Source organism: Deinococcus sp. JMULE3 (assembly GCF_013337115.1).
Classification (GTDB): Bacteria; Deinococcota; Deinococci; order Deinococcales; family Deinococcaceae; genus Deinococcus.
Genome location: NZ_SGWE01000005.1, coordinates 160522 through 173821 on the forward strand (window position 1 = coordinate 160522; position 13300 = coordinate 173821).

Annotated in this window: 14 protein-coding genes; 6 read left to right on the forward strand and 8 right to left on the reverse strand. The window is 70.9% G+C overall.

Annotated elements, in window-relative coordinates:
* The first annotated feature begins 170 nt into the window (after window positions 1–170).
* The 5 genes from EXW95_RS19570 to EXW95_RS19590 all read left to right on the forward strand — a co-directional run bounded on the left by EXW95_RS19570 (window position 171) and on the right by EXW95_RS19590 (window position 4196).
* The gene (locus EXW95_RS19570) at window positions 171–329 is read left to right on the forward strand and encodes a hypothetical protein (protein ID WP_174369183.1); all 159 of its coding nucleotides are present in this window, start codon (window positions 171–173) and stop codon (window positions 327–329) included.
* Window positions 329–1654 carry an SLC13 family permease gene (locus tag EXW95_RS19575; RefSeq protein WP_174369184.1) on the forward strand — a complete coding sequence of 442 codons (1326 nt, stop codon included), beginning with the start codon at window positions 329–331 and terminating at the stop codon, window positions 1652–1654. Before EXW95_RS19570 ends, EXW95_RS19575 begins: the two co-directional genes overlap by 1 nt.
* Window positions 1651–2925: a sodium:proton antiporter gene (locus EXW95_RS19580; protein ID WP_174369185.1), complete on the forward strand. Its 1275-nt coding sequence runs from the start codon at window positions 1651–1653 to the stop codon at window positions 2923–2925. The genes EXW95_RS19575 and EXW95_RS19580 overlap by 4 nt, the downstream gene beginning before the upstream one ends.
* Before the next feature lie 146 nt (window positions 2926–3071).
* Complete coding sequence (locus EXW95_RS19585) at window positions 3072–3461, forward strand: thioredoxin family protein (protein ID WP_174369186.1); 390 nt, start codon at window positions 3072–3074, stop codon at window positions 3459–3461.
* A gap of 3 nt (window positions 3462–3464) precedes the next feature.
* A complete protein-coding gene (locus EXW95_RS19590) occupies window positions 3465–4196 on the forward strand; it encodes a cytochrome c biogenesis CcdA family protein (RefSeq protein WP_174369187.1) in 732 nt (243 codons plus the stop codon).
* 32 nt (window positions 4197–4228) lie between these two features.
* Here EXW95_RS19590 and EXW95_RS19595 read toward each other — a convergent pair whose 3' ends face one another.
* The 3 genes from EXW95_RS19595 to EXW95_RS19605 are packed head-to-tail and all read right to left on the reverse strand — an operon-like array spanning window position 4229 to window position 6548.
* A complete protein-coding gene (locus EXW95_RS19595; protein WP_174369188.1) occupies window positions 4229–4735 on the reverse strand; it encodes a hypothetical protein in 507 nt (168 codons plus the stop codon).
* Window positions 4736–4793: 58 nt separating this feature from the next.
* Complete coding sequence (locus tag EXW95_RS19600; RefSeq protein WP_371810197.1) at window positions 4794–6218, reverse strand: replication initiator protein A; 1425 nt, start codon at window positions 6216–6218, stop codon at window positions 4794–4796.
* A gap of 30 nt (window positions 6219–6248) precedes the next feature.
* Complete coding sequence (locus EXW95_RS19605) at window positions 6249–6548, reverse strand: hypothetical protein (protein WP_174369190.1); 300 nt, start codon at window positions 6546–6548, stop codon at window positions 6249–6251.
* A gap of 853 nt (window positions 6549–7401) precedes the next feature.
* Between EXW95_RS19605 and EXW95_RS19610 the strand changes: the two genes are divergently transcribed.
* Window positions 7402–8850, forward strand: coding sequence for an NAD-dependent succinate-semialdehyde dehydrogenase (locus tag EXW95_RS19610; protein WP_174369191.1), 1449 nt, complete (start codon window positions 7402–7404; stop codon window positions 8848–8850).
* 94 nt (window positions 8851–8944) lie between these two features.
* On the opposite strand, the gene EXW95_RS19615 is transcribed toward EXW95_RS19610, so the two are convergent.
* The 5 genes from EXW95_RS19615 to EXW95_RS19635 form a co-directional block, all read right to left on the reverse strand.
* Complete coding sequence (locus EXW95_RS19615) at window positions 8945–9727, reverse strand: heme ABC transporter ATP-binding protein (RefSeq protein WP_371810198.1); 783 nt, start codon at window positions 9725–9727, stop codon at window positions 8945–8947.
* Window positions 9724–10785, reverse strand: coding sequence for an iron ABC transporter permease (locus EXW95_RS19620; protein ID WP_174369192.1), 1062 nt, complete (start codon window positions 10783–10785; stop codon window positions 9724–9726). Before EXW95_RS19620 ends, EXW95_RS19615 begins: the two co-directional genes overlap by 4 nt.
* Entirely contained in the window at window positions 10764–11666 is a 903-nt protein-coding gene (locus tag EXW95_RS19625; RefSeq protein ID WP_174369193.1) for a hemin ABC transporter substrate-binding protein, read from the reverse strand. The genes EXW95_RS19620 and EXW95_RS19625 overlap by 22 nt, the downstream gene beginning before the upstream one ends.
* Before the next feature lie 22 nt (window positions 11667–11688).
* On the reverse strand, window positions 11689–12636 hold the full coding sequence (locus EXW95_RS19630) for an SIP domain-containing protein (protein ID WP_174369194.1): 948 nt from the start codon (window positions 12634–12636) through the stop codon (window positions 11689–11691).
* Window positions 12637–12829: 193 nt separating this feature from the next.
* Entirely contained in the window at window positions 12830–13135 is a 306-nt protein-coding gene (locus EXW95_RS19635) for a hypothetical protein (RefSeq protein ID WP_119672535.1), read from the reverse strand.
* Window positions 13136–13300 lie beyond the last annotated feature (165 nt).

The window sequence follows — 13300 nt, forward strand, 5'->3', positions numbered from 1 at the left end:
TGCCGACAGCTACGTGCGCGGATAGGTGGCGCCTCTGGCCGCTACACTGCGCGTGGAGAAGTCACAGTGATTGTGGGTGCCGGTGGCCATACACCGAACTGGGGGAGACTGCGCGCGGTCTCCCTCGTGTGCTGCCGCCGTGCACTGCCGCGCCGTGACGAAGGAGATAGATGAATCAGACCCAGACAAGTCAGACGGACAGACACCTTGACGAGACGCACGGGCCGGTCGGCCGGGCCCTGAGACACCTGCTGCTGACGCTGTTCGGCCTGCTGGCGGCGGTGGGTGCCCTGGCCCTCGCGGCGGGCCTGCTGCTGCGGGGGCAGTGATGCACGGGGAGACCCTCTTCCACCTGCCTGCCGGGTGGCAGGCGCCGCTGGCCATTGGTCTGTTCATCGCGACGTACGTCCTGATTCTCGCGGAGAAGTACGTTCACCGGACTGTGGCGGCCCTGCTGGGCGCCTGCGCGGTCATGCTGCTGGGGCTGCTCGCGCCGGATCAGGCGTGGGGTGCGATCGATTTCAACACGCTGTTCCTGCTGTTCGGGATGATGAACATCGTCAACGTGCTCAGCCGCAGCGGGTTTTTCGATCTCGTGGCGCGGCGGGCGCTGCTGCTCACGCGGGGGGAACCGGTGCGGGTCCTGTGGATCTTCAGCGGCCTGACGGCTCTGTTCAGCGCTTTCCTGGACAACGTGACCACCGTGCTGTTCATGGCGCCGGTGGTCGTCACGGTCGTCACGCGCCTGGGCCTGCGGCCGGTGCCGTTCCTGATCGCGATCATCCTCGCGAGCAACACGGGCGGCACCGCCACGCTGGTCGGGGACCCGCCGAACATCATCATCGGGTCGGTGGCCGGAAAGGGCTTCGGTGATTTCCTGGTGAACGTCGCGCCGTTCGCGGCGGTGGCGTGCGTCGCGGGGATCGCCCTGATGCAGCTCCTGATGACCCGGCGCGGTGACCTGAGCGGCTTCGCGGCCGGTGACCGGCTGCAGGCGGCCCTGCAGGACGCGCCCACGCCGGTCGTGAACCGGCGGCTGATGACGCAGGCCCTCGCGGTGTTCGCGGTGACGCTGCTGCTGTTCATGGTGGGGCACCCGCTGGGCCTGGAGGCGGGCCTGATCGCCCTGACGACGAGCACGTTCCTGCTCCTGATCGCGGACCTCGACCCGGTGGCACTGTTCGAGCAGGTGGAGTGGGCGACGCTGCTGTTCTTCATGGGGCTGTTCGTGGTGGTCGGCGCGCTGGAGCACGCGGGCGTGTTCGAGCAGGCCGCGACGGCCCTGACGGCCGCGATGGGTGGGGACGTCGGGACCGGCATCCTCCTGATCGGGCTGGGCAGCGCGCTGATCAGCGGGTTCGTGGACAACATCCCGTTCACGATCAGCATGGCCAGCGTCCTGCGTGAGTTGCAGGGCACGCTGGGCGCCGGGATCGATCCGCTGTGGTGGGCGCTGAGCCTCGGGGCGTGCCTGGGCGGGAACCTCACGTTGATCGGCGCGTCGGCGAACATCGTCGTGGCGGACATCGCCGCCCGTGAGGGGCACCCGATCAGCTTCGGGGGATTCATGCGGTACGCGACGCCCATCACGGTGATCACGGTCCTGCTGGCGGTGGGGCTGTTCTACGGCGCGCACCGGTTGGGGGTCATGTGAACCTGCTGGACCTGAGTGCGGTGCTCGTGGCCCTGACGGCCACCCTGGCGTTCCTGAACGCCCGGTTCCTGAAGTTGCCGGCCAGTATCGGCGTGACGGTCGGGGGGCTCTTGGTCAGTCTGCTGATGCTGCTGCTGGCCCGCGCGGGCGTCCCGGCGGCCCTGGCGACCGTGGACGCGGTCCGGAGTGTGCAGTTCGACGATTTCGTCTTTCAGGGCGTGCTGTCGTTCCTGCTGTTCGCCGGGGCGCTGGGCGTGAACTCCCACGCGCTGTGGGCGCTACGCGGCCCGGTGCTGACGTTCGCGCTGATCAGCACGGCGCTGTCCATCGCGCTGGTGGGCCTGGGCACGTTCGCGCTGCTGGGCGCGCTGGGTCTGTCCGTGCCGCTGGTGCTGTGCCTGCTGTTCGGCGCGCTGATCAGCCCGACTGACCCGGTCGCGGTGCTGGGCATGCTCAAGCAGGCGCGGGTGCCCAAACGCATCGAGACGCTCGTGGCGGGCGAGAGCCTCTTCAACGACGGGGTGGGCGTCGTGGCCTTCGCGGTCCTGGCGGCACTCTCAGCCAGCGGGCACGGTGAGCACGCCGCGCCCGGCTGGTGGGGCGTCACGCTGTTCTTCCTGCAGGAAGCCGCCGGGGGCCTGCTGCTGGGCGGCCTGCTGGGCCTGCTGGGGTACCTGGCGCTGCGCGCCGTGAACGACTTCGTGACCGAGGTGCTCATCACGCTGGGACTGGTGCTCGTCGCCACCGCCGTTGCGGCACACCTGCACGTCTCGGCGCCGCTCGCGGCCGTCGCGGCGGGCCTGCTGGTGGGCTCCCTGACGGAGCGGCGCCCGGCGGCGCTGTCCAGCCGGGAGAAGTTCGAGAGTGTCTGGCACCTGCTCGACGAGGTGCTGAACATCGCCCTGTTCGCGCTGCTGGCGCTGGAGATCGTGGCCGTGACCTTCAGCGGTCAGGCCCTGCTGGCGGGCCTGCTCGCCATCCCGCTCGTGCTGCTTGCCCGCGTGCTGAGCGTGCAGGGACCGTACCTGCTGCTGCGGCGCGGCACGGACTTCCCACCCGTCACGCGCCGCCTGATGGTCTGGGGCGGGCTGCGCGGCGCGATCAGTGTGGCGCTGGCCTTCACCGTCCCGGCGGGACCGGCGCGGGACCTGTTCCTGGTGATGACGTACGTGGTCGTGGTGTTCAGCATCGTCGTGCAGGGCCTGACCGTCGGGCGCCTGGCGCATCAGGCCGCGCGGGAACATCAGGACGCAGGAGGCGCCGAGGCGTAGCGCGACCGGTTCCCGGTGGCGGCGCGGGCACGGTCCGCGCCGCCATTCTCTCGCTAAATTCGCCCACTGGACTCGCCCACCGGCCTCAGACCCACCCGATTGAACCCGGACGACCCCTTCGTCCGTACCGGCAGTGGAGGCTCACCATGAACCGAAAGACCACCCTGCTCAGCGCCGCCCTCTTCGCCACCCTGACCGCCGCCGCCGCCACCCAGGCGACCCCGGCCGCGACCCGCTACCAGCCGTACACGAAGGCCGCCTTCGACGCCGCGAAGGGCACGCAGCGCGTCCTGTTCTTCGCCGCGTCGTGGTGCCCGAACTGCCGCGCCGCCGACGCGGACATTACCCGCAACCTCGCGCGCGTCCCTGCCGGCGTGACCATCTTCAAGACCGACTACGACAAGGAAGGCGCGCTGAAAAAGCAGTACGGCATCACGTACCAGCACACCTTTGTGCTGGTCGACCGGGACGGGAAGGCCCTGAAGAAGTGGGCGGGCGGCAAACTCGACCAGATTCTCGCGAACACCCGGAAGTAAGGCGTGCTGCTGCTGCTCGTGGCCTTCCTGGGGGGCGTGCTGACCGTCCTGTCGCCCTGCGTGCTGCCGGTGCTGCCGGTCCTGCTGTCCGGTACGGTCGGCGGGCGCGGGCGACCGCTGGGCATCATCGCCGGGTTCATCGGCTCGTTCGTGCTGCTCACGCTGTTCCTGGCCAGCGTGGTGGGCGCCCTGAACCTCAGCCCCGACCTGATCCGCTACGCAGCGGTGGCGCTGCTGCTGGGCTTCGGTCTGACCCTGGCCGTCCCGGCGCTGCAGCACCGCTTCGAGCTGGCCATGAGCCGCGCACTGCCGCAGCGCCGCCCCGGTGACCGCGACGGATTCCTGGGCGGCGTGCTCGTCGGCGTGACCCTGGGGGTCGTGTGGACCCCGTGCGTCGGCCCGATCCTGGCGAGCGTCACCACCCTCGCCCTGAGCGGTCAGGTGACGGGCTTCGCGTTCGCCGCGACGCTGGCGTACGCGCTGGGCGTGGCCGCGCCCATGCTGGCCGTCATGCTCGGCGGTCGCCGACTGCTTCACCGGCCCGCACTGATGGGCCGCCTGGGGCAGCTGCAACAGGTGTTCGGTGCGGTGCTGGTCGTGTTCGCCGTGGGCATGGCCTTCGGCGTGGACCGGCAGGTGCAGACCCTGCTCGTCGAGCGTCTGCCGGGCCTGGACCGCCTGACCTTCCTCGAGGAGACGGACGCCGTGCAGCGGCAACTGGAACAGCTGCCCTGAGGCCAGGCCCGAAGCGCTTCAGTGCATGCGCTTCAGCGCGTGCGGGTCAGGGTGCAGGTCGGCTGACCGGCCTGCAGGCCCGACTGCAGGTACGCCAGCACGCTGCTGACCACCTCGCGGGAGAACAGGTCGCCCCTGATCAGCAGGCCCTGTTGCGGCCGCCCCACCAGGGCGTGGGGCGTGCGGACCATGCAACTGACGCTCACGGGCGCCGCGCCGGGCCGCACGGTGAGGCGCGTGCCGACGATGAATTCCGGGTCGCTGTCGAGCGGATCGTAGAACAGGTCGTCGGTCACGGTCGCGGCGCCGTCGGTGCGGGGGGGCACCGTGAACTTCACGCTGCCCGCGCCGACCTTGCGGGACGCGCCGAGGGGAATGACCACGCCGCCGGCCGGCCAGCCGGGCAGCGGCGTGCCGGCCTGCATGACCCACGCCTGACCAGGTTGCAGGATGGGCGTGACGGGTGGCGTGACCGCTGACGCGCCGGACAGTGACGCGCAGGACAGCAGGGTGAGGGTCAGGCTGAGGCGGGTTCGCATGCGTGCAGGATAGCGTCGAGGCCACGCCAGCCCGCGCGGGGGACTGTGTGCACGGCACTCATCCGGCGTACGTGTCGCGCAGCTGCTGCGCGAATTCCGGGAGGCGCAGCTCACTGGCGGCGCGGACCACCTCGCGCTGCACGATGTGCGGGTCGGCCTCACCCGTGAGCATCGCGGCGTGCAGCGCCCGCAGGTGACTGTCGCGCAGTTCCCGCCCGACGAACATCCGCACCTGGGTCAGGGCACGCGCGGCCTGCTCCTCGCGCGGCAGCGCCCGGAATTCGGCCTGCAGACGGTCGGTGTGGGACTCGGGTGCCTCCGGGGTCTCGTCGGGCCTCCTGGGGGCCTTTACGGGCCGGGACGGGGCATCCACGCCTGCGGGTGCCAGGGCCGGGGCGGGTACCGCGTCGTATTTCCCCTCCTCGTCCTTGATGACGTCCACCAGCAGCGCCGAGCGTTTCTTCGGCGCGTAGCCCTCACGCAGCAGCGCGTGAAAGCGTTCGAGCCGCGTGGTGACGTGCAGGTCCCCGTACTGCTGCGCGAGCTTGCGCGCCACCGGCGGCACGACCCCCTCGCGGCACAGCGCCTCGACCAGCGGGGAATCCGCGATCACCTGCAGGCTCGGTTCCGGGGCGGGTGAGGGCGCGACGTCCCCGAACTCGTACACGATCACGGTGCTGGCCCGCGTGCCCTCGTAGGTCACGGCCCGCAGGTACCCCCGCTCGATGAGTTCCTGGTGCGCGCCGTCGAGGTTCCGCTTGATGCGCGCCGGCATCGTCTCGAGCAGTTTGCACTCGCGCGCCCACTGCTGCAGCGGAATCCGCAGCAGCGGCGCCGGATCGGCGAGATGCACCGGATCGTACCGGCGCGCGTCGAGAATCCGGTATAGGCTGCGGGTCAGGGCCCGGTTGAGGCTCTGCACGAACGTCATGTCGAGCGGTTTGACGTACTGCGCGCGCAGGCTCTGCACGACCGGCCGGGCCAGCCGGACCTTCAGGAGCGTGCCGGACCCGTACGCGAGTCCCGCCTCGGTGTCCGCGTCGATCTGCTCGATGATGTTGAACTTCACGGTGGTCCAGCGGTCGTGCCGCTTGTCGCGCCAGGATTCACTGGCGGTGTACGTGGCGCCCTTGAGCCGGTCGAGGGACTCCTGCAGCGCCTGGTAGTACTGGCCGCTGTCCGGGAAGCCGGAGCGGTTGAGCAGCTGGTACGCGGTGGCGTTGATCTCCCCGCTCTCTGGGGCGCCCTGTTCGAGGAACATCAGGTTCAGGGTCGTGGCGAAGTCCCCATCGAGCCCGTGGGGGACGCCGCCGTACTCGCTGGGGGAGATGCAGGTGAGGCGCGCGGCGCGCCCGTCGACGGTCCATTCCTGATCCCAGCGGGTGTAATCGCTGGGGATGCGTTCCTGCACGCAGATCAACCCCAGACGGGCGGAGTTGGCCTCGTCGAAGCGTTCGATCTCGCCGGGTCGCTGGGGCGGCACGGTCGCTTTCCTGCGGGGGCGTGGCATCGGTCAGGGTCCTCTGGGCATCACTGTAGCAAAGGCGCGGCGCGTGCCCCTTTGTTGTTTTGTTTTTAAAGAAGTAAAAAAAATGTTGATCAACAACAACAAGCGGGCCGGGCTGCTCGCGTGCTGGACGGCGTTTTTCCAGACAACCTGCCGAGTAAATCGGGTAAAACCTGTGGAAAACTCCGCCGAACCTGCCGAGTAAATCGGGAAACCTGCCGAGTAAATCGGGTCGAAATCGGTCGGACCTGCCGAGTAAATCGGGAGTGGCAGCAGCAGAACCTGCCGAGTAAATCGGGCTTTCACGGAGGCAACCTGCCGAGTAAATCGGGTCGAGCATTCAGCCAACCTGCCGAGTAAATCGGGCCTGCCTGTGGAAAACTCAGGTGAACCTACCGAGTAAATCGGGACTCCGGGTGCAGGACAACCCGATTTACTCGGCAGAATTGAATACCTCGAAAATAACCCTCCCAGAGCGAATTTTCTCCGTTCGTGGCCGTGAACCTGCCGAGTAAATCGGTATGGGGTGTGGACGAACCTGCCGAGTAAATCGGGCCTTCGCGCGACCACGCCTCTCATGATCCGTGGAGGACGTGCAGGCCGCGCTGCACGGGTGTTTGAGCATGCGTGACGACAGCCCTGAACTCGTGAGGCTGGAACGAGGCGAGGCGGGTCGCGGCCCTCACCCGCGACCCGCTCGACGGACTCGCCCCGGATCGGCCCAGACACGCCCCCGCCCCCGGCAGGGAGATCGACCTCCCGCGCGGCCACCTGACCGCGACGGCGTACGGCCTGGTGGAGGGCGCGATGCCCTAACCCACCCAGGTAACCCACCCAGGCGCAGTTCGAGGAATGGAGCCTCGCGGGCCGCCTGTCCATCCGCGGGAACCTCTCTGTTCATCTGCCGCCCCGACGGCGGGGCCGCCACCTCCCCGCTGCCCGAACAGCACCACTCGGCGCGGCTGCGCTTCGACACCGACGAGCTGTACGAACTGGCGCACGAGGCGCACGGCGATCCGGACCGCGGGACACTCGAACCCGGAAGGCACGCCGATCTCACGGTCATCGGCGGTAACCTCTTCGACACCGACCCCCATTCCTGGCCGGACATCCCGGTCCGAGGCGGCGTCCCCGCGGACGCCCCCGAAAGAGAGGCCCCATGACCACCATCAGCAACGACAGCGTCACCCGCAGCGAGGCGTACTTCGACGGCGCGTGGCACACCACTCCCCGCAGTTTCGAGGTCATCCACCCTGGCACCCTGCAGCCCATCGGTTCGGTCGCCGACTGCACCGCCGAGGACGCCCGGCGTGCCATCGACGCCGCCGAACTCGCCCTGAAGGAGTGGCGCAGGGTCAACCCGTACAAGCGCGGGCAGATCCTGCGCCGGTGGCACGACCTGATGTTCGAACACAAGGAGCACCTCGCGCGCCTCATGACCCTTGAGATGGGCAAACCCATCACCGAGACGCGCGGCGAGGTCCACTACGCCGCGAGCTTCATCGAATGGTGCGCCGAGGAGGCGGGCCGCATCGGCGGGGAGCGCGTGCCCAGCCGATGCGACCACAAGCGCGGCTTCACCAGCAGCGAACCGGTCGGCATCGTGTACGCCGTCACGCCGTGGAACTTCCCGGCGGGCATGATCACCCGCAAGGCCGCGCCCGCCCTGGCCGCCGGATGCGTGATGATCCTCAAACCCGCCGAGCAGAGCCCCATGACCGCGCTGTACCTCGCCGAACTGTGGCTGCAGGCCGGCGGCCCCGCCAACACCCTGCAGGTGCTGCCCACCAACGACGCGCCGGCCTTCAGCGCGCCCTTCATGGAGGACGAGCGGGTCCGCAAACTGACCTTCACCGGGTCCACCGCCGTGGGCCGACTGCTGTACGGGCAGGCCGCCAAGACCATCAAGCGCGTCAGCCTGGAGCTCGGCGGGCACGCGCCCTTCCTGGTGTTCGAGGACGCCGACCTGGAGCGCGCCGCGCGGGAAGTCATGGCCAGCAAGTTCCGCAACGCCGGGCAGACCTGCATCAGCACCAACCGCGTGTACGTGCAGCGGTCCGTCGCCGCCGAATTCACCGCGATCCTCACGCGCCTGACCGGCGACCTCGTCCTCGGTGACCCCTTGCAGGACGGCACCGGGGTCGGCCCCGTCGTCGAGCAGGCCGGACTGGACAAGGTCCGCGCGCAGGTCGAGGATGCCCTCGCCCGCGGCGCGAAAGCCACCGTCGGCGGCACCCACAAGGAAGGCCTGTACTTCCACCCGACCGTCCTGACCGACGTGCACCCGGACAGCCTGATCCTGCGCGAGGAGACCTTCGGACCCGTCGCCCCGGTCGTCGTGTTCGACACCGAGGAGGAAGCCCTCGCGCTGGCGAACGCCAGCGAGTACGGTCTCGCCGCGTACGCCTACACCCGCGACCTGTCCCGTGCGTTCCGCGTCGCCGAGGCGCTCGAGTACGGCATCGTCGGCATCAACGACGGCGGGCCCAGCGCCGCCGCCCCCCAGATGCCCTTCGGCGGCATGAAGAACAGCGGCGTGGGCCGCGAGGGCGGCCACTGGGGCCTCGACGAGTACCTCGAAACGAAGTACATCAGCCTGGGTCTCTGACCACAGGGGGCAGGGGCGCAGCGGAAGCCCTGCCGCCGCGCCCCTGACTGTATCCGGGGGGATCGACCCGTCGGCCCCTCCGCTGCCGCGCCTGCTATCCCGCGCTGACGATCAGTGGGCAGTTCAGGCAGGGGTGGCGGGTGACGAGCACGTCGTGCCCGTACGCGGCGCGGATGTGCCCGCTGGTCAGCGCGGCCTCGGGCGGGGCGCAGGTCAGCACCTGACCATCCGCGAGCAGCAGCACCCGGTCGGCGTACTGCGCGGCGAGGTTCAGGTCGTGCAGGACGGCCAGCACGCCGACGCCTTCCGCACCCAGGTCGCGGGCGAGGCGCAGCGTGGCGTGCTGGTGGGCGAGGTCGAGGCTGGCGGTGGGCTCGTCGAGCAGCAGGACCCGGTCGCCGGGCGTGCCGTGCAGCTGCGCCAGCGTCCGGGCGAGGTGCACGCGCTGCTGCTCACCGCCGCTGAGCGTCTGGATGTCGCGCCCTTCCGCGCCGCGCAGGCCCACGCGGTCCAGGCAGGCGCGGGCGACGTCGCGGTCGTGGGGCGTGTCGCGCGGGCCGTGCGGGATGCGGCCCAGCAGGACGATGTCCAGCACGCTGAACGCGAACGGGGCGGGCGTGTGCTGCGGCAGCGCGGCGCGGTGGCGGGCCAGGTCGGTGCCGGGGCGGTGGGCGGGGCCGCCCAGGACGGTCACGCCGCGCCGGCCGAGTTCGCCGGTCAGGTGGCGCAGCAGGGTGCTCTTGCCCGCGCCGTTGCGGCCCAGCACGGCGAGCAGTTCGCCGCGCCGCAGGGTCAGGTGCACGTCCCGCAGCAGCTGCCGTCCCTGCACGGTGTGCGTCAGGGCCGTCACCTCGATCAGGGATTCGTGCGGGGTCACGCGCCCTCCGCGCGGCGCTGGCGCAGCAGGTACAGGAAGAACGGCGCGCCGAGCAGCGCCGTGAGGATCCCGATGGGCACCTCGGCGGGCGCGGCGACGGTGCGGGCCAGGAGGTCCGCGAGGATCAGCAGGGTCGCGCCGAGCAGCGCGGAGGCGGGCAGCAGCGTCGCGTGGTTCGGGCCGGTCAGGAGCCGCAACAGGTGCGGCACGACCAGGCCGATGAAGCCGATGCTGCCCGCCACGGCGACGCCCGCGCCGACGCTCAGCGCGACCAGGCTGATGATCAGCCACTTCACGCGGGTGACGGGGACGCCCAGGTGCGCCGCGCCGTGCTCGCCGAGCGTCAGGGCGTTCAGGGCGCGGGCGGTCAGCGGCAGACCCACGGTGCCCAGCAGGATCAGCGGCAGGGCGCTCAGGACGGTCGGCCAGGTGGCGCCGCCCAGCGACCCGAGGTTCCAGAAGGTGAGGGTGCGCAGCTGCTCGTCGGTGGCCAGGAACGTCATCAGGCCCGTCCCGGCGCCGCACAGGGCGTTGATGGCGATGCCCGCGAGGAGCATGGTGGTGACGTTCACGCGCCCCCGGTCCTGCGCGAGCAGCGACACGAGCGCCGTGGCGATCAGCGACCCGGCGAAGGCCGCGGCGGGCAGGGAGTAGCTTCCCAGGACGTTGAGGCCCAGCACGACGCTCAGCGCGGCGGCCAGCGCGGCGCCGCTGGTGATGCCCATCAGACCCGGGTCGGCCAGCGGGTTGCGGAACAGACCCTGCAGCGCCGCGCCCGCCACGGCCAGCCCCGCGCCGACCAGGGCGCCCAGCAGGACGCGCGGCAGGCGGATGATCCACAGCACGGCCGCCTGCTGCTCGTCGAACGGGGCGAGCGGCGCGGCGCCCAGCGGGGCGAGGAGGATGCTCAGGACCTGCGCGGGGCTGATGGGCAGGGCGCCGCGGCCGACCGCGAGGATCACCGCGCCCGCCAGCAGGCCGGTCAGGACCGTCAGGGTGAGGGCCGCGCCGGGGCGGGCGGCGCGGCCCCGGCGGGTCAGCGGAAGTCGGCGTTCCACTGGCGGGCGAGTTTCAGGGCGAATTCCGGCAGGCGCGGCCCGATCCAGCGGATGGAGTTGTCCACGGCGTACACGCGGCGCTGCCGTCCGGCGTTCGTCTGCATGACGCCCGGCAGTTTCAGGGCGCCCTCGATGCCGCCCAGGGCGTCCAGGCCGCGTTCGAGCAGGATGATCGCGTCGGGGTTCAGCGCGACGAGCGCCTCGGCGGTCAGCGGTCTGGTGTCGCGGAACGGGGCGACGTTGCGGCCCCCGGCGAGGGTGATCAGGTCGTTGGCGCCGCCGTCGGTGCCGTAGATGCTGGCGTCGCCGGGCCCGTGGGCGTACAGGAACAGCACGCGCGGCGTGACCTTCGGGCGGTTGGCCTGCGCGGCCTTCAGGGTGGTGTCGAACGAGCGGCTCAGGGCCTGCGCGGCGCCGGGCACGCCGTACACGTCCGCCAGGATGTTCAGGCGGGTGCGGACGCCGTCCAGGCCGCCGGTGTCGCTGGCGGGCAGCACGAGGACCTTCACGCCGGCGGCGCGCAGCTGCTGCGTGACCTTCTGGTTGGCGGGCATGGCGAGGTTGTCGGCGGTGCCGATCACCAGGTCGGGTTTCAGCGCGATGATGCCCTCGGCGGGCAGCTGCGCCCAGTGGCCGACGCTGGGGATCCGGTTGGGCGGGTACGTGCCGGTGACGTCGGTGCCGACGATGGTGCCCTGCTTGCCCAGGCGGTAGATGAGTTCGACGGTGGTGGCGTTCAGCGCGACGACGCGGCGCGGGTTGCTGACGCTGACGCTCACGCCGTCGGCGCCGCGGACGGTGGCCGCGTGGGCGCCGGGGGCGGCCAGGAGCAGGCTGAGGGTCAGGGCGGCGCGGGTGAGGGTGGTGTGGGTGGGTCGCATGTGGGTTCTCCTTGGGTAGGTGTCAGGGGGTCCAGTACCCGCTGACGCGGCACTGGGTGGGGATCAGGTCGTGCTGGGCGCGCAGGGCGCGGCGCAGTTCCAGGGCGTGCGGGGCGTCCAGCGCGCCCCACACGGCGCGCAGGTCCAGGTCGAGGCTGAGGGCGGCGCGGGTCAGGGCCTCGCCGCTGGGGCCGCTGCGCGGCACGACGCTCAGGTGCGTGCCGGGCGGCAGCGACACGCCCCGCAGGGCGGCGTGGGCGTCGCCGGGGTCGCCCGTCTCGATCAGGACGCGCGGGCCGGGCGTGAGCCCTTCGGGCCAGTGTTCGAGCAGCGCCGCGATGGTCGGCAGGGCCGTCTCGTCCCCGAGGAGCAGGCTGGGCCCGGTGAATTCCGGGAGGGTCTCGCGGCGCGGCGCGCCCACCGTGACGGTGGCTCCGGGCAGGAGGGTGCGCGCCCAGGTGCTGCCGGGCGCGTCGGTGGCCGGGCCGCCGTGCAGGTAGACGTCCAGGTCGGCCAGTCCGTCGTGGGCGCGGCGGATGGTGTAGACGCGGGTGGTGTCGCCGATCGTGACGCGCACGGCGTCGCCGGGCTGCCAGCCCTGCAGGGCGTGCGGGTCGGCGTGGAAGGTCAGGCGGCGCAGGCCGGGCCCGAGGTCGCGGGCGCCTTGGAGGGTCCAGGTGGTGGTGCGCGGGTCGGGACGTTCGTTCAGGAGCGTCTGGGCGTCGGCGACCAGGGCGCGCAGGTTCACGTGCGGGGGGCGGTTGGGGTCGGGGAAGGTCAGGCGGGCGCTGCGCGGGCCGTGGTCGGTCAGGACCTCCAGCGTGAGGCCGGTGTGGTCCAGGGTCAGGATCTGCGCGGCGCGTGGGGCGGGCAGGTCCGTGAAGGCGCGCGCCACCTGCAGGAGTTCCGGGGCGTGGTCCTCGTTGACGTGGTCGGTGATGTGGGTGAGGTCGGGGGCGGTCTGCGTCATGCGGCTCCGGGTGGGGTCGGGTGGACTCCGGTGGTCGAATCATGCGGACTCCGATTGAGTGGCTTGTAAAGCCGTTCAATCCGAGCGGATGCGAGAAGGAGAGAAACGCCCCTCCGGACGTGGAGTTGGCAACCCGGTGCTGTCCCGGGTTGGGAACGGAACAAACGGAATCCGTATCAGGGGCGGCCCGCGTTCAGTTGAGGGTGCGGGGGTGGGCGTGCAGGATCAGGTGGCGGAACGCGCCGAAGTCGCTGGGCGTGAAGGTCACGCCGGTCGCGCCGCACCACAGGCGGGTGCCGTGGGTGCCGGTGTGCAGCGCCCAGTCGGCCTGGGTGGCCTGGGGGTCGTCGCGGCGCAGCAGGCCCTGCAGGTCGCTGAATTCCTGGTGGTTCAGGGCGAAGTTCAGGTCGTGCCAGATGACGTGCAGGTTGCCGCAGGTGCAGCGCAGGACGCGGCGGTGGGTGCTGAGGTCGTGCAGGGGCGTGAAGCCGTGGCACATGGGCGGGGGGCCTCCGGGGTGTGGTGGGGGTGGACCGGTGCCGGGTGGGCGCGGGTCTGCGGGGGGTGATCCGGGTGAGGTCGGGGGATCCGACGCGCCGATCCTGCACTAATCCGACTGGGTTAGTCAAGTTAATCTGACCGGTCTCCGAAATTACTTGACTAA

Bases quoted from the DNA above. Each gene is read 5' to 3' on its own strand.
- EXW95_RS19570 (WP_174369183.1), top strand. From the start codon at position 171: ATGAATCAGACCCAGACAAGTCAGACGGACAGACACCTTGACGAGACG.
- EXW95_RS19575 (WP_174369184.1), top strand. From the start codon at position 329: ATGCACGGGGAGACCCTCTTCCACCTGCCTGCCGGGTGGCAGGCGCCG.
- EXW95_RS19585 (WP_174369186.1), top strand. From the start codon at position 3,072: ATGAACCGAAAGACCACCCTGCTCAGCGCCGCCCTCTTCGCCACCCTG.
- EXW95_RS19595 (WP_174369188.1), bottom strand. From the start codon at position 4,735: ATGCGAACCCGCCTCAGCCTGACCCTCACCCTGCTGTCCTGCGCGTCA.
- EXW95_RS19610 (WP_174369191.1), top strand. From the start codon at position 7,402: ATGACCACCATCAGCAACGACAGCGTCACCCGCAGCGAGGCGTACTTC.
- EXW95_RS19625 (WP_174369193.1), bottom strand. From the start codon at position 11,666: ATGCGACCCACCCACACCACCCTCACCCGCGCCGCCCTGACCCTCAGC.
- EXW95_RS19630 (WP_174369194.1), bottom strand. From the start codon at position 12,636: ATGACGCAGACCGCCCCCGACCTCACCCACATCACCGACCACGTCAAC.
- EXW95_RS19635 (WP_119672535.1), bottom strand. From the start codon at position 13,135: ATGTGCCACGGCTTCACGCCCCTGCACGACCTCAGCACCCACCGCCGC.